The sequence below is a fragment of the uncultured Pseudomonas sp. genome (assembly GCF_913774235.1).
In the GTDB taxonomy this organism is placed as follows: domain Bacteria; phylum Pseudomonadota; class Gammaproteobacteria; order Pseudomonadales; family Pseudomonadaceae; genus Chryseomonas.
In genome coordinates this window covers 20122-38694 of record NZ_CAJYDW010000020.1, presented here as the reverse complement: position 1 = coordinate 38694, position 18573 = coordinate 20122, and the positions used below count along the sequence as shown (strand labels likewise).

Annotated in this window: 13 protein-coding genes; 2 read left to right on the top strand and 11 right to left on the bottom strand. The window is 65.4% G+C overall.

Annotated elements, in window-relative coordinates:
- Window positions 1-167: 167 nt before the first annotated feature.
- Both QZ471_RS23320 and QZ471_RS23315 read right to left on the bottom strand, forming a co-directional pair.
- Window positions 168-359, bottom strand: coding sequence for a hypothetical protein (locus QZ471_RS23320; RefSeq protein WP_295468381.1), 192 nt, complete (start codon window positions 357-359; stop codon window positions 168-170).
- A gap of 87 nt (window positions 360-446) precedes the next feature.
- A complete protein-coding gene (locus tag QZ471_RS23315) occupies window positions 447-3953 on the bottom strand; it encodes an EAL domain-containing protein (RefSeq protein ID WP_295468379.1) in 3507 nt (1168 codons plus the stop codon).
- Between the two features lie 369 nt (window positions 3954-4322).
- Here QZ471_RS23315 and QZ471_RS23310 point away from each other — a divergent pair, with 369 nt between their 5' ends.
- Window positions 4323-4682: a BON domain-containing protein gene (locus QZ471_RS23310; protein WP_007159717.1), complete on the top strand. Its 360-nt coding sequence runs from the start codon at window positions 4323-4325 to the stop codon at window positions 4680-4682.
- Between the two features lie 63 nt (window positions 4683-4745).
- Complete coding sequence (locus tag QZ471_RS23305; protein ID WP_295468376.1) at window positions 4746-5198, top strand: PA2169 family four-helix-bundle protein; 453 nt, start codon at window positions 4746-4748, stop codon at window positions 5196-5198.
- Window positions 5199-5567: 369 nt separating this feature from the next.
- Here the strand turns inward: QZ471_RS23305 and acs are convergent, their stop codons facing one another.
- The 9 genes from acs to QZ471_RS23260 all read right to left on the bottom strand — a co-directional run bounded on the left by acs (window position 5568) and on the right by QZ471_RS23260 (window position 18499).
- The gene (gene acs, locus QZ471_RS23300; protein WP_295468374.1) at window positions 5568-7511 is read right to left on the bottom strand and encodes an acetate--CoA ligase; all 1944 of its coding nucleotides are present in this window, start codon (window positions 7509-7511) and stop codon (window positions 5568-5570) included.
- Between the two features lie 125 nt (window positions 7512-7636).
- Window positions 7637-9301 (bottom strand): glucose-6-phosphate isomerase, encoded by a 1665-nt coding sequence (gene pgi / locus QZ471_RS23295; protein ID WP_295468372.1) that lies wholly within the window; start codon window positions 9299-9301, stop codon window positions 7637-7639.
- A gap of 181 nt (window positions 9302-9482) precedes the next feature.
- Window positions 9483-10340: a pantoate--beta-alanine ligase gene (gene panC / locus QZ471_RS23290; RefSeq protein WP_295468370.1), complete on the bottom strand. Its 858-nt coding sequence runs from the start codon at window positions 10338-10340 to the stop codon at window positions 9483-9485.
- Window positions 10337-11137 (bottom strand): 3-methyl-2-oxobutanoate hydroxymethyltransferase, encoded by an 801-nt coding sequence (gene panB / locus QZ471_RS23285; protein WP_295468368.1) that lies wholly within the window; start codon window positions 11135-11137, stop codon window positions 10337-10339. Before panB ends, panC begins: the two co-directional genes overlap by 4 nt.
- A 128-nt stretch (window positions 11138-11265) precedes the next feature.
- On the bottom strand, window positions 11266-11769 hold the full coding sequence (gene folK / locus QZ471_RS23280; protein WP_295468366.1) for a 2-amino-4-hydroxy-6-hydroxymethyldihydropteridine diphosphokinase: 504 nt from the start codon (window positions 11767-11769) through the stop codon (window positions 11266-11268).
- The gene (locus QZ471_RS23275) at window positions 11766-13157 is read right to left on the bottom strand and encodes a polynucleotide adenylyltransferase PcnB (protein ID WP_295468364.1); all 1392 of its coding nucleotides are present in this window, start codon (window positions 13155-13157) and stop codon (window positions 11766-11768) included. The genes folK and QZ471_RS23275 overlap by 4 nt, the downstream gene beginning before the upstream one ends.
- A 702-nt stretch (window positions 13158-13859) precedes the next feature.
- Window positions 13860-15275, bottom strand: a complete 1416-nt coding sequence (locus tag QZ471_RS23270) for a sigma-54 dependent transcriptional regulator (protein WP_295468362.1) — start codon at window positions 15273-15275, stop codon at window positions 13860-13862.
- A 115-nt stretch (window positions 15276-15390) separates the two neighbouring features.
- Window positions 15391-18339 carry a sensor histidine kinase gene (locus tag QZ471_RS23265; RefSeq protein ID WP_295468360.1) on the bottom strand — a complete coding sequence of 983 codons (2949 nt, stop codon included), beginning with the start codon at window positions 18337-18339 and terminating at the stop codon, window positions 15391-15393.
- On the bottom strand, window positions 18323-18499 hold the full coding sequence (locus QZ471_RS23260) for a hypothetical protein (RefSeq protein WP_007159707.1): 177 nt from the start codon (window positions 18497-18499) through the stop codon (window positions 18323-18325). Before QZ471_RS23260 ends, QZ471_RS23265 begins: the two co-directional genes overlap by 17 nt.
- Window positions 18500-18573 lie beyond the last annotated feature (74 nt).

The following is an 18573-nucleotide window of genomic DNA, read 5'->3' as shown; positions in this document are numbered from 1 at the left end:
GACCTCGCGAACGCGAGGCCTGGAAGTAGGATGGGGTGGACAGCGCAAAAGTTACATAATTAATAGCCGGCTATCGAAAAGGCCATTGGAGCGGGCATGGAGTCATACCCGGTGGCCGTTTGAATCGTGGCCACCGGGATGACTTTCAGTATGAGTAGTGGAGGCCGCTAGAGCGGTACGCTCGCGGCTGGTGCCGCCTCGCGCAGGGGTAGCGGATGGGGCGCGGCGATGCGCGCTTCCAGGGTGGCGACGTAACTACGGGCGTCGGCTTCGCTGAGAAAGGTGATGGCTTGCTTGTCGAGACAGACCTGCCAGGCACTGGTGCTGGACTTGCGCAACGGACGGACCACGATCTTCATGCTGATGCCCTCGGGAACAGACGAAAGGTGGAACGTCGAGTCTAGAGCGGTTTCGTTTGCAGGACAGTGACAGTTCGTCGCTTAATTTCAGGCGCGAGTCCGCTGGCGCTCGGTGTACCAGACCTCGAACTCCCGGGGTGGCAGCGGCTGGCTGAACAGAAAGCCCTGGCACTGTTGGCAGCCCAGCTTGCGCAGGATGTCCCACTGCTCGGTGGTTTCCACCCCCTCGGCCAGTACGTCCAGGTCCAGGCCCTGGCCCAAGGCGATGATGGCCGCGGCGATGGCCTGGCTGCTGTGGGCGCCGCTGTCGCTACGCAGCTCGTGCATGAAGCTCTGGTCGATCTTGAGCTTGTCCAGCGGGAAGCGGCGCAGGTAGGCCAGCGAGGAATAGCCGGTGCCGAAGTCGTCCACCGCGATGCGCACGCCCAGCGTCTTGAGGGTCGCGAGCGAGAGCAGCGCTTCCTCGACGTTGTCCATCAGGGTGCCTTCGGTGATCTCCAGCTCCAGGTGCTCCGCCGGCAGGCGGCTGCGCGCCAGGGCCCGGGAGATGGTGCTGGCCAGGTCGCGCTTGGCGAATTGGCGAGGCGAGATGTTGATGGCCAAGGTGTGCAGTTCCAGACCGCGCTCCAGCCAATCGTGCATCTGCTGGCAGGCCGCCTCGATGATCCAATCGCCCAGGGGCACGATGAGCCCGGTCTCTTCGGCCAGGGGAATGAATTCCGCCGGCGGGATCAGCCCCAGCTCCGGGTCCTGCCAGCGGACCAAGGCTTCCACGCCGATGGTCTGCGCCGTGCTCACGCTCATCAGCGGCTGGTAGTGCAGGACGAAGTCACCACGCTTGAGCGCCGTGCGCAGCCGCGATTCCAGGTTGAGACGGCGCCGCGACTGTTCGGTGAGGGCCTGGGTATAGAAGCGGAAGGTATCGCGACCCTGGTCCTTGGCCTGGTGCATCGCCGCATCGGCATTGCGCATGAGATCGTCGGCGGTGGCGCCGTCGTCGGGAAAGAGGCTGATGCCGATGCTGGCGTTCAGATAGATGTCGTGGTCGCCGAGGTGGAAGGGCTGCTCCAGCTTGGCGAGCATCGCCTGGGCGATCTGGGCGGCGAATTCGGGGCGGTCGAGGCGCTCGATGATGACCAGGTACTCATCGCCGCCGAGCCGCGCCAGGGTGATGTCTTCGCTGAGCAGGGCCCGCAGCCGCGCGGCGAACTCCACCAGCAGTTCGTCGCCCAGGGCATGGCCGTGGCTTTCGTTGACCGTGCGGAAATGATCGAAATCCAGGACCAGCACCGCGACCAGGTATTCCTGGGGCTCGGCCAGGGCCAGGGCATGTTCCAGCCGGGTACGGGCCAGCAGGCGATTGGGCAGGTCGGTAAGGGGGTCGTGGTGGGCCAGATGGCTCAGGCGCGCCTCGCTTTCGTGCAGGCGAGAGGTATCGCTGACGGTGACGGTGTACTGGCGTCTTTCCCGTGGGTAGAGGGTGTCGATGGCGGTCCAGGCCGGGAAGGTACTACCGTCGAGTCGTGGCCAGAGCAGTTCGCCTTCCCAGCGTCCCTCGCGGCGCACCGTGCGCCAGAGGTCGCGGTAGAAACGCTGGTCCTGGCGGCCGCCGCTGGGCAGGCCGAGGCGCTGGCCGAGCAGGGTGCCTTCCTGGGTGCCCAGCAGGCGGGCGAAGGCCGGATTCACCGCCAGGATCCAGCGGCGCTCGTCCAGCAGCAGCAGGCCGTCGCGGCTGTTCTCGAACATGGCTGCAGCCTGGCGCAGGCTTTCCTCCTGTTGCTTGCGCAGGGTGATGTCCTGGGCGGTGCTGATGAAGTACTGGGGAACGCCCTGGTCGTCGCGGATCAGCCGGGTGGTGACGTTGGCCCAGACCGGCTGGCCGTTGCGGTGCAGGTAGCGCTTCTCCAGGGTGTAGCGATCCTGGCCGGTATCGACCAACTGCTGCCGGAGCGCAGCGCCCAGCGGCCGTTCGTCGGGGTGGGTGACCGAGGCGGCATCGCGCTGCAGGAGTTCCGGCTGCGAATAGCCGAGCATCTGGCAGAAGTGGTGGTTGACGCTCAGCCAGCGGCCATGCAGGTCGCTGAGCATGATGCCGGTGTAGGCCTGCTCGAAGATGCCGCGATAGCGCGCCTCGCTGGCGCGTTGGGCCTGGACGACTCGCTGCTGACGGATCGCCAGCACCGCCAGGCGGGTGAATTCGGTGATCAGCGCCTGGGTTTCCGGCTCCGGCAGCCGCGGTTCGCCGTAGTAGATGCCCAGGGCGCCAACCGCCCGCTGCTGCTCGTCCTGCAAGGGCAAGGCCCAGGCACCGCGAATACCGGCGGCCAGGGCGGCCGGCAACAGCGGCTGCCAGGCCGGGTCCAGTTCGATGTCGATGGTGAAGACCGGGGCGTTGCTGGCGACGGCACTACAGCAGCCCTGGTCGTGGCGTTGCCGCGGAACGCTTTCCAGGGCCGCCCGAAAGGCGGGCGGCAGACTGGGCGCCGCGGCCACGCGCAAATGTTCGCCCTGGTCATCCAGCAGCAGGGCGACGCGCATCTCCGGATAGATGCGCTCCAGGCGCAGGGCGATCCCCTGCTGGATTTCCGCCAGCGGCAGACCGGTCAACAGGTCGTCGAGAACATCGCTACGGGCCTGCTGCAGCTGCTGGGCCTGGTAGTCGTGATGGATGTCGGTCAGGGTGCCCTGGATCTCGCCGTCCAGGCCGGCGCGCAGTTCCATCTGCATCCAGCGGTGACTTTCCACCGACAGGCGCAACCGCACCACGCCACTCCAGTGCAGGCGCTGGCCGCCGGCGAACTCGGCAACCAGCTGACGCAGGCGGGCGCCATCCTGCGGATGGAAGGCCTGGTCCAGGGGCTGGTTGAGCTGCTGGGTCGGGCCCTGGCCGGTGAGCGCCTCCCAGGCCGGGTTGAGGAATTGCCAGCGGCCGCGATGATCGCTGGCGAACACCACCAGCGGCAGGTGCTGGACCAGCTCACGATAGCGCCGCTGGCTGTCCTGCAGGGCCTGCTCGGCCAGCTTGTGGCTGGTGATGTCGACCAGGGCGCCGCGGGTGACGCCGGCCTCGTCGAAGTCGCTCTGCCAGTTGAGCCAGCGCCAACTGCCCGCACCGTCGTCGAAATGCGCGGAGAAGTTCAGCGGGCCCTGCATGTGCAGCAGGCGTTCGAGCATGCTGCGCACGTGATCACGATCATCGGCGCGTGCGCAGGCGACGATGGTGGCGAAATCCAAGGGGTCGCTGCCCTTGGGCTGATGCAGCATCACCAGGGTGCGTTCGGAACAGAGCAGGCGGCCATCGGGCAGCAGCTGCCAGTCGCCGGTATTGGTCAGCCGCTGGATGAAGTCCTGGGTGGCGCGTTGCGCCTCCAGCGCCAAGATGACGCCCTCGCGCTGGCGGAACTGTCGCTGCATCAGGCCATAGAGCACCAGTGCCACCAGAGTGACGAAGCCCAGTCCCTTGAAGGTCTGCCAGGGATAGTGGCTGGCCTCCTCGCCGATCAGCGCCTGCAACAGGGCATCGCTGCCGACTACCCAAAGGGTGCTCAGCACCAGATACGTCAGGGCAATGCGTGCAGGAGAAGGAAGCCGCATCCCGGATCCTCTAAGGCCCGATCATGGGGGTCGGGTTCAATTGAGCATTGACCTGTAAAACGTGCGGCAGTTCTGGTTTCACCGGGCAGAAAAATACCGAATCACGACGCCCTGTCCCCGGTCCTTGGTCTGGCGGAAGACGCTCGCCAGAGCCCGGGGTTGCTGCTGGCCGTCACCGTGCAATTTGCCTGGCGATTTTATCGACGGATTGCATTTTGCCCGCTCCTTGCCAACGGAGTTTTTACTTAAATAATTGATTTTATTAGTCTTTTAAACTCTTTGGAATTCGGCGAAACCGTTGCGCTCTACATGGAAGTCGCTGCTGCCAGGACCGGGCGCAGTACAACCAAGGAAAACAGGAGTCACCTCATGAAAAAGACTTTCGGTACCTTTGCCCTCGCTGCCGTCACCGCTTCCGTACTGAGCCTGCCGCTGGCCGGCGGTGCCTTTGCTGCCACCAGCCAGAACATGACCCTGGCCGCCAACAACACCGTGGACAAGACCGAAGAAGCCGCCTCCGACACCTGGATCACCAGCAAGGTCAAGGCGTCCTTCCTGGCTGACGAACACATCAAGGGTACTGCCATCAAGGTCGAGACCAACAAGGGCGTCGTTTCCCTGTCCGGCACCGTGGCTACCGAAGCCCAGCGCGACCTGGCGATCAAAGAAGCCAAGGCCATCAAGGGTGTCAAGGCCGTTTCGGCCGATGCGCTCAAAGCCGCGCAGTAACGCCTGACACCGACGGCAGCCCGCTCGACGGGTTGCCGTTGCCCATCACCCTGGAGAAGCGTCATGACCAGCACGACCGAAACCCTCAACGATCTGATCGAGATCGCCCGTGATGGCAAGAATTTCTACGAGCATGCCCTCACCGAAGTGAAGAATCCCGAGCTCAAGGCGCTGTTCACCGAGATCGCCCATAGCAAGACCGAGATCATCAGCGCCCTGAGCAGCCAGGTCTCGGCCGCTGGCGAGAAGCCCGCCGAGCAAGGCACCTTCGCCGGCAGCTTCCGCAAGTACTACACCGACGTCAAAACTTCCTTCGCCAGCAAGGAGAAGGAAGAAGTCACCTACGTCAGCGAACTGGAAGAGCAGGAAGACCGCCTGCTGCACGCCCTGGAACGCGCCGTGAACGAACATGCCACGCCGGATGCCCAGGCCAACCTGCGCAGCCAGCTGGAAAAGGCCCGTGCGACCCATGATCGCATGCGTGACCTCAAGCACCGGATGCAGGCCGCCCACTAACGAGCAGCCTCGTAAAAAAAAGCTTCGCCTGTGGTAGCTGTGGCGCAATTCGCCCTGCGCTTTCAGCTACCTTGGTGAGCACAGAGAACACCGCGTTTCTTCGAAAAGAACGCGGTGTTCTGCTTTGAGTGATCGGCATTGGGTCTCTTGCACGGGCAACCACCGGGACCTCTACCGCAGCCGCTTTAGCGCAGCCACAACGGTTAGCCGCTGCGGACGTTTCGATCGCGGCCATGGGCCGCTCCTACAGATAGGGTCCGCTGTAGGAGCGGCCCATGGCCGCGATGGTGTCATTCAAGCTCGATCCAAGCCTCAGCCGTGGGCACCCAGCCTATCTTCCCTGATGCGGGGCTCTTCATTGGGTGCCGTTCAGCCCTGGTCGGCGCGGTTGAGTCGCGCCTCGATCAGGCTGTCGACCACCGACGGATCGGCGAGGGTCGAGGTATCGCCCAGGCTGTCCAGCTCATCACAGGCGATCTTGCGCAGGATGCGTCTCATGATCTTGCCCGAGCGCGTCTTGGGCAGCGCGGGGGCCCACTGCAGGAATTCCGGCTTGGCGAAGCTGCCGATCTCGTCGGCCACCTGCTGGCGCAGCCGGGCCTTGAGTTCGTCGCTTGGCGTTACCCCGCCCTTGGTGGTGACGAAGGCGTAAACCGCCTGGCCCTTCACCTCGTGGGGGCAGCCCACCACCGCGGCCTCGGCGACGTCCGGATGCTCGGTGAGTACGCTCTCCACCTCGGCGGTACCGATGCGATGGCCGGAGACGTTAAGCACGTCGTCGACACGTCCGGTGATCCAGTAGTAGCCGTCTTCGTCACGCCGCGCACCGTCGCCGGTGAAGTAGTAACCAGGATAGGCACTGAAATAGGTGTCGATCAGCCGCTGGTGATCGCCATACACCGTGCGGATCTGGCTCGGCCAACTGGCCTTGATCGCCAGGACACCACTGCCGGGCCCGTCGATTTCCTTGCCCTGCTCGTCCAGCAGCACTGGCTGGACACCGAAGAAGGGCAGGGTGGCCGAGCCCGGTTTCAGCGCCAGGGCGCCGGGTGGCGGAGCGATGAGGATGCTGCCGGTCTCGGTCTGCCACCAGGTGTCGACGATGGGGCAACGCCCTTCGCCTACCACCCGGTGATACCACTCCCAGGCCTCGGGATTGATCGGCTCGCCGACGCTGCCCAGCAGTTGCAGGCTCTGGCGCGAGGTGCGCTGTACCGGGGCGTCGCCTTCGCGCATCAGGGCGCGCAGGGCGGTGGGCGCGGTGTAGAAGATGTTGACCTGATGCTTGTCCACCACCTGCCAGAGGCGACTGGCATCGGGATAGCTCGGTACCCCCTCGAACATCAGGGTGGTGGCGCCGTTGGCCAGAGGGCCGTAGACGATGTAACTGTGCCCAGTGACCCAGCCGACGTCGGCGGTGCACCAGAAGACCTGCCCCTCGTGGTAGTCGAACAGGTACTTGAAGCTCAGGGTGGCACCGAGCAGATAGCCGCCGGTGGTGTGCAGCACGCCCTTGGGTTTGCCGGTGGAGCCGGAGGTGTAGAGGATGAACAACGGGTCCTCGGCGTCCATGGGCTCCGCCGGACACTCGGCCGAGGCTGCGGAGACCGCCTGGGCGTAGGGCAGGTCGCGCCCCTCCTGGCGGGCCACGGCGGCGCCGGTTCGCTCGACCATGATTACCGTGTGGACGTCCGGGCACTTGGCCAGGGCCTTGTCGACGTTGGCCTTGAGCGAGATATGCTTGCCGCCGCGTACGCCCTCGTCGGCGGTGATCACCACCCGGCAATCGGAATCGAGGATGCGGTCGCGCAACGCCTCGGGCGAGAAGCCGCCGAATACCACCGAATGCACCGCACCGATGCGCGCGCAGGCCAGCATGGCGTAGGCGGCTTCGGGGATCATCGGCATATAGAGGCAGACCCGATCGCCCTTCTTGACCCCGCGATCCTTGAGCACATTGGCCAGGCGGCAAACGCGTTCGTGCAGTTGGCGATAGGAAATGGCCTGGCTGTCGGCGGGGTCGTCGCCTTCCCAGAGGATGGCGGTCTGGTCGCCGCGGGCGCCCAGGTGGCGGTCGATGCAGTTGTAGGCGACGTTGAGCTGGCCGCCGCTGAACCAGCGGGTCTGTCCCTTGCGCAGGTCACCGCTGTGCACCTCGTCCCAGGTGCGGAACCAGTCGAGCAGGGCATTGGCCTGCTCGCTCCAGAAGCGTTCCGGCTGCTCCACCGAGCGCTGGTAGAGTTCGCGATAACGGGCTTCGTCGAGATGGGCGCGGGCGCCCAGGCTGTCGGGCACGGGGTAGCGTTGGCTCATGGCCGGCTCCTTCTTGGTGTTGTTGTGCTCCTAGTTTAGGCCGCGGATGCCCTGCCGGGGTTCAGCGAGGCGACAAAACGAAAAAGCGCCGCAGAGCGGCGCCTTTCGGAACGGACCGGAGACGATCAGCCGCGATGACGACCGCGGAAGTAATCAATCAGACCCTGGGTCGAACCATCGTCGGCCTTGCCTTCGGCGCGGCCGATGATGTGCTGGTAGACGTCCTTGCCCAGTTCCTTGCCCAGCTCCACGCCCCACTGGTCGAAGCAGTTGATGCCCCAGATGACGCTCTGCACGAACACCTTGTGCTCGTACAGCGCCACTAGCGCGCCCAGGCGCCGCGGCGAGATGCGCTCCAGTACCAGGGTATTGCTCGGGCGGTTGCCCGGGATCACCTTGTGCGGCGCCAGCTTGGCGATCTCGGCTTCGCCCAGGCCCTTCTCGCGCAGCTCGGCCTCGGCTTCTTCGCGGGTCTTGCCCAGCATCAGCGCCTGGCTCTGCGACAGACAGTTGGCATAGAGCCACTGCTGGTGATCGGCCACCGGGTTGTGGCTCACCACCGGCACGATGAAGTCGCCGGGGATCAGTTGGGTGCCCTGGTGCAGCAACTGGTGGTAGGCGTGCTGACCGTTGCAGCCGACGCCACCCCAGATCACCGGACCGGTCTCCAGGCTCACCGGCGAGCCGTCCTGGCGCACGCTCTTGCCGTTGGACTCCATGTCCAGCTGCTGCAGGTGCTTCACGAAGTTACGCAGATGGTGGTCGTAGGGCAGGATGGCATGGCTGGTGGCGCCCCAGAAGTTGCCGTACCAGACCCCGAGCAGGCCCAGCAGCACCGGCATGTTCTCTTCGAAGGGGGCGCTGGTGAAGTGCTGGTCCATGGCGTAGGCGCCGGCCAGCAGGTCCTTGAAGTTGGACATGCCGATGGCCAGGGCGATGGGCAAGCCGATGGCCGACCACAGCGAATAGCGCCCACCGACCCAATCCCACATGGGGAAGATGTTCTCTTCGGCGATACCGAATTCCACCGCTACCTTGACGTTGCTGGAGACGGCGATGAAGTGCTTGTGCAGTTCCGGCTCCGGGCAGCCCTGGGCCAGGCACCAGGCACGGGCGGCCTGGGCGTTCTTCAGGGTCTCCAGGGTGCCGAAGGACTTGGAGGAGACGATGAACAGGGTGGTATCGGCGGCGAGCTTGGAGGTCACCTCGCGGAATTCGCTGCCGTCGATGTTGGCCAGGTAGTGGCAACGCACGCCGCGCTGGGTGAAGGGCACCAGCGCCTCGGAGACCAGCTGCGGGCCGAGGAAGGAGCCACCGATACCGATGTTGACCACGTCGGTGATCGGCTTCTCGGTGTAGCCGCGCCAGAGGCCGTTGTGGATGCGGGTGACCAGCTGGGTCATCTGGTTCAGGACCCGGTGCACCTCGGGCATGATGTCCTGGCCATCGATCCGGACACTGTCGCCCACCGGGCGGCGCAGGGCGGTATGCAGGGCCGGGCGATGCTCGGACGAGTTGACGTAGGCGCCGTCGAACAGGGTACGGATGGCCCCTTCGAGACCCGCTTCACGGGCCAGGTTCACCAGCAGCTCACGGGTCTGCTCGGTGATGAGGTTCTTGGAGTAGTCGAGGAACAGACCACTGCTGCTCAGGGAAAAGTGCTTGAAGCGCTGCGGGTCGGCCGCGAAGGCATCGCGCATGCGGAAATTCTGCATGGCCTTGCGGTGTTCCTGCAGGGCTTTCCAGGAGGCGAGCTGGGTCACGTCGAGGGGGTGTTGATAGTACTCCATGGCTAGGCTTTTCCTTGGTGGCTCTTGTTTGCTGTTGTGCCCCACAAGCCGCTGGCTTGCAAGAGAAAGTCGGTGACCGCGAGACGCCGGTCGTGGCGTCGCGCTTCGAGCATGAAAAAGCCCGGTATGTTCCGGGCTTCCAGGGTTCAGGCAGGTTCGGGTGAGCTAACCTTCGGTTGCGTCACACTCGGGCCCTGCGGCGAAAGCTCAGATTGTCGATCAGGCGGGTTCGGCCGAGGTAGGCCGCTACCAGCAGGACCAGCGCGGCGCTGTCCGGACCGGCCGGTTGCAAGCTCAGCTGCTCACGCAATTCCAGATAGTCGACCTTAAGCCCCTGAGCTTGCAATTCGGCGACACCGGCGGCCAGCGTCGGCTCGACCGCCGCACCGGCTGCGAGCTGATCGGCCAGACGCCTGAGCAGGCTGTACAGGCAGGGCGCACTGGCGCGCTGGTGGTCATCGAGATAGCCGTTGCGCGACGACAGCGCCAGACCGTCGATGGCTCTTACCGTGGGTTGGGCGACGATGTCGATGGGCATGTCCAGGTCCTGGACCAGCTTGCGGATCACCGCCAGCTGCTGATAGTCCTTTTCGCCGAAGACCGCCACGTCCGGTTGCGCCATCTGGAACAGCTTGGTGACCACCGTCGCCACGCCTTCGAAATGCCCGGGGCGGCGCGCACCGCAGAGGCCTTCGGAGACGCCGGGGACGTTCACCCGAGTCAGGCCGTCCATGCCATTGGGATACATCTCGCTCACCGCCGGCGCGAACAGCAGGTCGCAATGAGCCTCGTTCAGCTGGCGACTGTCTTCCGCCAGGGTGCGCGGGTACTTGTCCAGATCCTCGCTCGGGCCGAATTGCAGCGGGTTGACGAAGATGCTGGTCACCACGAAATCGGCGTGGCGCCGGGCGGTTTCCACCAGGGCGATGTGCCCGGCGTGCAGGTTGCCCATGGTGGGGACCAGGCCGATGCGCAGGCCCTGGCGGCGCGCGGCGGCGACCGCGGCGCGCAGTTCGCGGACGCTATGGACCGTCTTCATGCGGAAAATCCGTGTTCGGGAGCGGGAAAGCTGCCGTCCTTGACGGCGGCGACGTAGGCCGCCAGGGCAGCCTGGATGCTGTCCTGACCAGCCATGAAGTTACGCACGAACTTGGGCGTACGGCCGCGTAGCGCCAGACCGAGCATGTCGTGCAGCACCAGTACCTGGCCGTCGGTGGCGGCTCCGGCGCCGATGCCGATCACCGGCACCTGGGCGGCGCGGGTGATCTCTTCGGCCAGGGCCGAGGGGACACACTCGAGCAACAGCATGGCGGCGCCTGCCTCCTCCAGTTCCTTGGCCGCATCACGCAGTTGCTGGGCGCGCAGCGGATCGCGCCCCTGCACCTTGAAGCCGCCGAAGACGTTGACCGATTGGGGGGTGAGGCCCAGGTGCGCGCAGACCGGCACGCCATTGGCCGCCAGGCGACGAATGGGCTCGGCCAGCCAGCCATCGCCTTCCAGCTTGACCATCTGGGCGCCGGCCTGCATCAGGCGGCCGGCGCTGGTCAGGGTCTGCTCCAGGGTGGCGTAGGTCATGAACGACAGGTCGGCGACGAGGAAGGCCCCGGCCTGGCCGCGCTTGACGCAGGCGGTGTGGTAGACCATGTCGTCGAGGGTGACCGGCAGGGTGCTGTCGTGGCCCTGCAGCACCATGCCGAGGGAGTCACCGACGAGCAGCATCTCGACGCCGGCTTGGCTGGCGGCCTGGGCGAAGGTGGCATCGTAGGCGGTCAGCATGGCGATCTTCTCGCCACGTTGCTTGAGTCCCTGGAGGGTCGTGAGGCTGATATCAGGCATGCAAAGGGTCCTCGTGGGACGGCGCTATGGTTATTGTCTGGCGCCGCGGGCGCGGAGTGACCGCGCGAAAACGGCTGCTATAGTCCCGGCGCGCTCGGTACAAGTCAATGCTCGGTGTTACGGCTGTGTTACCGCACTGACGACGACGGTAGCAGTCGCTCCAGGCCTTCGAAAGGACAGGCGGACAGCAGGTCCGGCAACCGGCGGCCATCGGGCAGCTGCAGCGCGGGCGCGAGATCGGCCAGGGGATAGAGCACGAAGGCCCGGGCGTGCAGATGGTAGTGCGGCACCTGTAGGCGCGGCTCGTCGATCAGCCGTTCGCCGAACAGCAGGATGTCGATGTCCAGGGTGCGCGGTCCCCAGCGCTCGTCCTTGCGCACACGGCCCTGCTGTTGCTCGATCGCCTGGGTGGCGTCGAGCAGCGCCAGAGGCGCGAGGTTGGTATCCAGGGCGGCCACGGCGTTGACGTAGCGCGGCTGGTCGGGTGGCCCCAGGGGATCGCTGGCGTAGAAGGCCGACACCGCGACCAGGTGGCTGGCGGGCAGGGCGGCCAGGGCGGCCAGGGCTGCCTCCAGTTGGCGCCGTGGTTCGGCCAGGTTGCTGCCGAGGCCGAGGTAGACCCGCTCCATCATTCTTCGCCGGACGACGGGGTGTCGGCGCTGCGCCGCTTGCGATTGCTGCCGCCACGGCGCCGACGCTTGGCCGGTGCGCCTTCTTCGCGGCTGAGGTTCTTGATCATCTCGCGCCGCTGGCTGTCACCGACTTCCTGGTAACGGGTCCACCATTCGCCCAGGCCACCGGTTTCCTCGCCGGCGCTCTCGCGCAGCAGCAGGAAGTCATAGCCGGCACGGAAGCGCGGATTCTCCAGCAGCAGGTCGGCGCGCTTGCCCTGGCGCCGCGGCAGACGCTCCTGCATGTCCCAGATCTCGCGCATGGGCATGGTGAAACGCTTGGGCACGGCGGTGCGCTGGCATTGCTGCAGGGTGAGGTCGTGGGCGGCTTCCTGCATGGCCGGAATGGGCGGCAGACCAAGCGCCTGGTGATGGCGGACACGCTCGGGCAGCGCGGGCCAGAGCAGGGCGGCGAAGAGGAAGGCCGGGGTGACCGGCTTGCCTTCGCGGATGCGCGCATCGGTATTGGCCAGGGCCTGGCGGATCAGGTTGCCGGCATACTCGGGATCGCGCTCCAGGGCTTCGCCGCTGGCGGGGAACAGCGGGGCGAACAGACCGTACTGGCAGAGCAGCTCGAAGGTCCGCTCGGCCTTGCCGCCGAGCAGCAGCTTGATCACCTCGTCGAATAGCCGCGGCGCCGGGATATCGCGCAGTAGCGGGGCCAGACGGGCAATGGGCTCGGCGGTGGCCGTCTCGATCTCGAAGTCCAGCTTGGCGGCGAAGCGCACAGCGCGCAGCATCCGTACCGGATCTTCCTGGTAGCGCTGTTCGGGATCGCCGATCAGGCGAATCTGCCGCAGGCGGATGTCCTGGGCACCGTTGGCGTAGTCGAGGATGCGTTCGCCGCTGGCATCGTAGTAGAGCGCATTGATGGTGAAGTCGCGGCGCTGGGCATCCTGTTCCTGGTTGCCGTAGATGTTGTCGCGCAGAATCCGGCCGCTCTCATGACGCGACCCTTGGGTCTCGTCCTCGGCATCGCCGGTGGGATGGTTGGCGCGGAAGGTGGCCACTTCGATGATCTCGCGGCCGAAGTGCACATGGACCAGCTTGAAGCGGCGGCCGATGACCCGGGCGTTGCGGAATTCGGCGCGGACCTGTTCGGGGGTGGCGCTGGTGGCCACGTCGAAGTCCTTGGGCGTGAAGCCCAGCAGCAGGTCCCGTACGCAACCGCCCACCAGATAGGCCTGATAGCCAGCCTTTTCCAGCCGGTCGACGACGCTCAGGGCGTGACGGCTGATGCGCTCTCGTTCCAGAGCATGCTGACTGCGGGGCAGTTCGATGGGCAGGGCAGGCGCGGGCGGAGTGCGCCGCAGGGGCGAACGCAGGGTCTGGATCAGCTTCTTCAGCATGCGAGTTTCTGTTCGGAGAGACGGCTATACGCAAGCTGGACCTTGGGAGGGACCATTGCGCAATAGATAAGGAGGGGATCTTGAACGAGGGAGGGAAGGCTGTCAAAGGCACTGGGGGAGCCGAAGCTCCCCCCCAAAGTGGTACGTGCTTTGTTTTTATTGTGTATCCAGACCTCTTGTTTTTCTTGTGTGGTCTGTCCCGTGCGGTTACCGGCCGCCGGAAAGGCTCTGAAGTCTAGAGCCAAGAGCAAACGGATTACTTTGGAAGCTGATGCCGTCAGGATCATGCCTGCTCTGCCTGGTACGGGTGCTGCCTCGGGGCAGTTTTGTTGTTCTCTGTCCTGACATCGCGCGGACCATCCCGCAAGACGACTCTTCTCCAAAATGATCAGTTAGCTACGCCTCCGCCTGCTTGTTCTTATTGTGCTGGAGTCGCTACGTCTTGTTTTTGTTATGGAGTGGGTACGTTTTTATTGTTCTTGTGCCAGAACATAAAGCAGATGCCGTGCCAGTTTTTTAAAACCCTCATTTTTCAATGACTTATGAGAAATGTAGTCTTTTGCCAGGGAGGCTACAGGCAATTTTTCGTTACCGCTGGACCCGCTTCCTGTTACGGCGGTAACACATTGCAAAGGACGGGGCGGGTGGGAGAGGGGTGTTACCGCAGGAGCGCCAGGAGGTTCCCGCGCTCCGGTAAAAACCTCAGGAGGCGTCGCTGCTGGCACTGGCCTTGCGGCGGGGGATGCCCAGGCGCTGACGCCGCTCCCAGAGGCACTTGCGGCTGACGCCGAGCTTGCGGGCGAGCTCGGTCTCGGTCATGTGATCCTGATGTTCGAGGACGAAGTGCTGGAAGTAGTCCTCCAGGGACAGGTCCTCGGTGGGCTCGTGGGCGCCGTTGCCGTTACCCAGGCCGGTGGCGGGCAGCGGATCGAGGTAGCTGTCGGCCAGGTCCAGTTCGCCCAGCTCGACGTCGATGCCCAGTTGGTCGGCATTGATCTCCTGGCCTTCGCTGAGGATGACCGAGCGCTCGATGGCGTTCTCCAGTTCGCGGACGTTACCCGGCCAGCTGTAGTGCCGAATGGCGGCTTCGGCTTCGGCGCCGAACTTCAGTCCCGGACGACTCATGCGTGCCGACTGCCGGGCGAGGAACACCCGGGCGATCTCCATCACGTCGCCACCGCGCTCGCGCAGGGCGGGCAGGCGCAGGGAGATGACATTGAGGCGATAGAAGAGGTCTTCGCGGAATTGGCCGACCTTGGACAGGCCCTTGAGATCGCGGTGGGTGGCGGCGATCAGGCGCACGTCGACCTTCTGCGACTGCACCGAGCCGACCCGACGGATCTCGCCTTCCTGCAGCACGCGCAAGAGGCGTGCCTGGGCTTCCAGGGGCAATTCGCCGATTTCGTCGAGGAACAGGGTGCCACCGTCTGCCGCTTCCACCAGGCCGGTGCGGCTGGCACTGGCACCGGTGAAGGCGCCCTTCTCATGACCGAAGAGTTCGGATTCGATCAGCGTCTCGGGGATGGCCGCGCAGTTGACCGAGATCAGCGGCGCCTTGGCCCGGCGCGAGAGGTTGTGCAGCGCCCGTGCTACCAGCTCCTTGCCGGTGCCCGATTCCCCCTGGATGAGCACGGTGGAGTCGGTGGGCGCGACCTTGCGGATCTTGCCGAACAGGTCCTGCATCGGCGCGCAGTTGCCGATGATGCCGATCTCGCCGGTGGCAGGTGCCGGGGCAGGGCTTTCCTCGACGGCGCTCGGCGTCCGCTGTTCGCGCTCCACCAGGATGCGCGCCACAGCCTGCAGCATCTCGTCGTGGTCGAAGGGCTTGGCGATGTAGTCCACCGCGCCCTGCTTCATGGAGTCGACCGCCGATCTCAGGCTGGCGTAGCTGGTCATGATCAGCACCGGCTTGCCCTTAGCGAGATCGATCATCTCGGTGCCGGGCGCACCGGGCAGGCGGAGATCGCTGATGACGAGGTCGAAGCTCGCGACGTCGTAGAGATCCTGGGCCTCCTGGACGGAGCCGGCCTCGCTGACGCGGAACTGGTTGCGTTCGAGCAGCCGGCGTAGCGCCGAGCGGATGATCTTCTCGTCTTCGACAATCAGAATATGGGCCATCAAGTGCGCTCTCTTACGGGAAGGCAGGCCGACCCACGCCAGGCAGCGTGTCGTGTCGCGGTGGTCTGGACTTCCGAATGCTTTAGCAGAGCCATCCAGCAGGCGGATGGGTCCGTCACGGCGCCTCCGGCAACCCGAGATAACGCGGCAGCAGCACCCGAATGCGGGTGCCCTGGCCGGTCACGGGGTCGGTAGGGCTATCGATCATTATCTGACCATAATGCTCTTCTACGATGGAATAGACCAGAGCCAAGCCGAGCCCTGTCCCCTTGCCCGGGTCCTTGGTGGTGAAGAAGGGTTCGAACAGCCGGCTGACGATGGCCTTGGGGATGCCGCTGCCCTCGTCCTCGACGCTCAGGGTCACTGTCTGCGCCTGGGCCTCGCTGCGCACGCGGATCGGCGCGCCGGGCGGCGAGGCGTCGCGGGCGTTGGACAGCAGGTTGATCATCACCTGCACCAGCCGCTGGGGATCGCCCTGCACGAAGTGATCGGGGTCGCAGAGATTGAAGAAGTCGACGTCCACGCTCTGGCGATTCAGCGAGAGCAGGGCGATGGCCTCCTGGGCCGCCTCGGCCACGCAGACCGGCTCGTGGGCCTGCTGGCGGCCGCCGGCATGGGCGAAGCTCATTAGCGACTGGACGATGCGGGTGATGCGGCGGGTCTGCTCGATGATCTGGCTGCTGATCTCGTCGATCTCCTCGTCCGCCTCGCGCTCCTCGCGCAGATTCTGCGCCAGGCAGGCGATACCGGTGACGGGATTGCCGATCTCATGGGCCACGCCCGCCGCCAGCCGGCCGATGGAGGCCAGGCGCTCGGAGTGGATCAGGCGGTCTTCCAGCAGTTGGGTCTCGCTGATGTCTTCCACCACCAGCACCGTGCCGTTGCTGCCCACCGCCAGGGGTTCGTCGATGGTCGCCTTGTGTAGGTTGAGCCAGCGCTGCTCGTGTTCCTGGGGCAGTCGTTGTTTATAGAGGTGTTGCTGGGCCGGTTCGGCGAGAAAGCGCTCGAACAGGTCCTGCCAGGGATCGGGCAGGGCGTTGAGCCGTGAGCCCACCACCCGGGCGCCATCGATGCCGGTGAGTTCTTCCATGGCGCGGTTCCACATGAGGATCTCGCGATCCCGCGCCAGGGAGCAGACGCCCATGGGCAGTTCCTGCAGGGTCTGGCGGTGATAGCGGCGCAGGGCGTCCAGCTCGGCGGCAAGACCGGTCAGGCGTGACTGGTAGTCTTCCAGGCGGTTCTCGATGAAGTGGATGTCCTCGGTGGCATAGGCCTCGCTCTCCGCCTTGAACGGCAGGAAGGTCTCGACGATGTCCTGGGCCACCCGCGGGCCCATCAGGCCGGAGAGGTTGGCTTCGATGCGGTCGCGGAGCCGGCGCAGCGCATAGGGGCGGCGCTCGTCGTAGGGCAACAACAGGTCGGCCAGGGCGCGTTCGACCTCCTTCTGCGCGGTCTTGGCGCCGAGCGGCTTGGCCAACTGGGCGGCGAAGTCCTGGGGCGAGCCGGCAGCCAGTTCACGGCGTTGCGGGCGGCGGACGTTGTCCACCGCGCAGGCCTCGGCGGCGCTCTTCTCCTCCTCGCTAGCCTCTGTGAACAGCGAGACCAGGGCGAACACCAGGACGTTGACGGTCAGGGAGGCGACCGCCGCCAGGTGCCAGTTGCTGGCGCTGATGCGATAGCCGAAGGCGCCGATCTGCAGCGGATTGATGTCGGCCACCAGCGGCATGAGCATACTCAGGAACCAGAGGCCCAGGCCACACAGCAGGCCGGCGATGAAGCCCTTGCGGTTGGCCGTCTGCCAATAGAGCACCGACAGCGCGCCAGGCAGGAATTGCACGGTGGCGACGAAGGAGACGATGCCCAGGCTGGAGAGATCGCCGTGGCCCTGCAGCAGGCGATAGAAGCCGTAGCTGCCGAGGATGATGGCGGCGATCAGCATGCGTCGGGTCATGCGCAGCCAGCGATAGATGTTGCCGTCGGTGGGCGGCTGATAGAGCGGCAGCACGATGTGGTTGAGCAGCATGCCGGACAGCGCCATGGTCACCACGATGATCAGGCCGCTGGCCGCCGACAGCCCGCCGACGAAGGCCACCAGCGCCAGCAGCGGGTTGTCCAGCGCCAGGCCCACGCCCAGGGTGAAGTACTCCGGTGGCGTCGGTGAACCCAGCGCCAGCCCACCCCAGAGAATCGGCGGCACCGCCAGGCTGATCAGCAGCAGGAACAGCGGCAGGCCCCAGCTGGCGCTGACCAGCGCCTGGGGGCTGAGGTTCTCGGTGAAGGCCATGTGGTACATGTGCGGTGTGACGATGGCCGCGGCGAAGAACACCAGCAGCAGGATTCGCCAGGGGCCTTCCTGTAGCGGGGTGTGCAGGGTGGAGAGGGCGCTCTGGTTCTGCTGCAGCCAGGTCTCCAGGCCGTTGGGACCGCCGAACACCGTATAGAGGGTGACGCCGCCGACGATGCCCAGAGCCAGCAGCTTGACCAGGGATTCGAAGGCGATGGCCACCACCAGGCCTTCGTGGCGTTCCTTGGAGTTGATCTGGCGCGCGCCGAAGAGCATGGCGAACAGGGTGATCAGCAGGCAGAAGCCCAGCGCCGGAGCGTCCTGGGCGCGGGCCTGCACCAGGATGCCGGTGCTGGTGGCCACCGCCTGGATCTGCAATGCCAGCAGCGGCAGCACGGCGATCAGCATGCCCAGGCTGGTCAGGGCGCCGGCCCAGGTGCTGCGGAAGCGGAAGGCGAAGAGATCGGCCAGGGACGCCAGCTGGTAGGCGCGGGTCAGCCGCAGGATGGGATAGAGCAACACCGGCGCCAGCAGGAAGGCGCCGCACAGGCCCAGGTAATAGGCGAGAAAGCCGTAGCCGTAGTCGTAGGCCAGGCCCACGGTGCCATAGAAGGCCCAGGCGCTGGCGTAGACCCCGAGCGACAGGGTGTAGATCAGCGGATGGCGCACCAGCCGGCGCGGCACCCAGCCCTTCTCGGTCATCCAGGCGACGCCGAAGAAGATCAGCAGGTAGCCGGCGCTGATCAGCACCAGCTGGGACAGACTAAAGCTCGTCGGCATCGCGCTGGCTCTGCAGGATGAAGGTCACCACGATGAGGATGAGCCACAGCAGGTAGGGGCGATACCAGGCGCCGCTGGGGGCGATCCACCAATCCATGATGGCGGGGGAGAACAGATAGATGCCTACCACGAGGAGCAGGACCAGCCGATAGATGTACATGCGCGCTTCCCGAACGGCGATGGCGCCATGGTAAAGCAAAAGCGCTGTACCCCGGAGGGCGACGGTTCTACCGT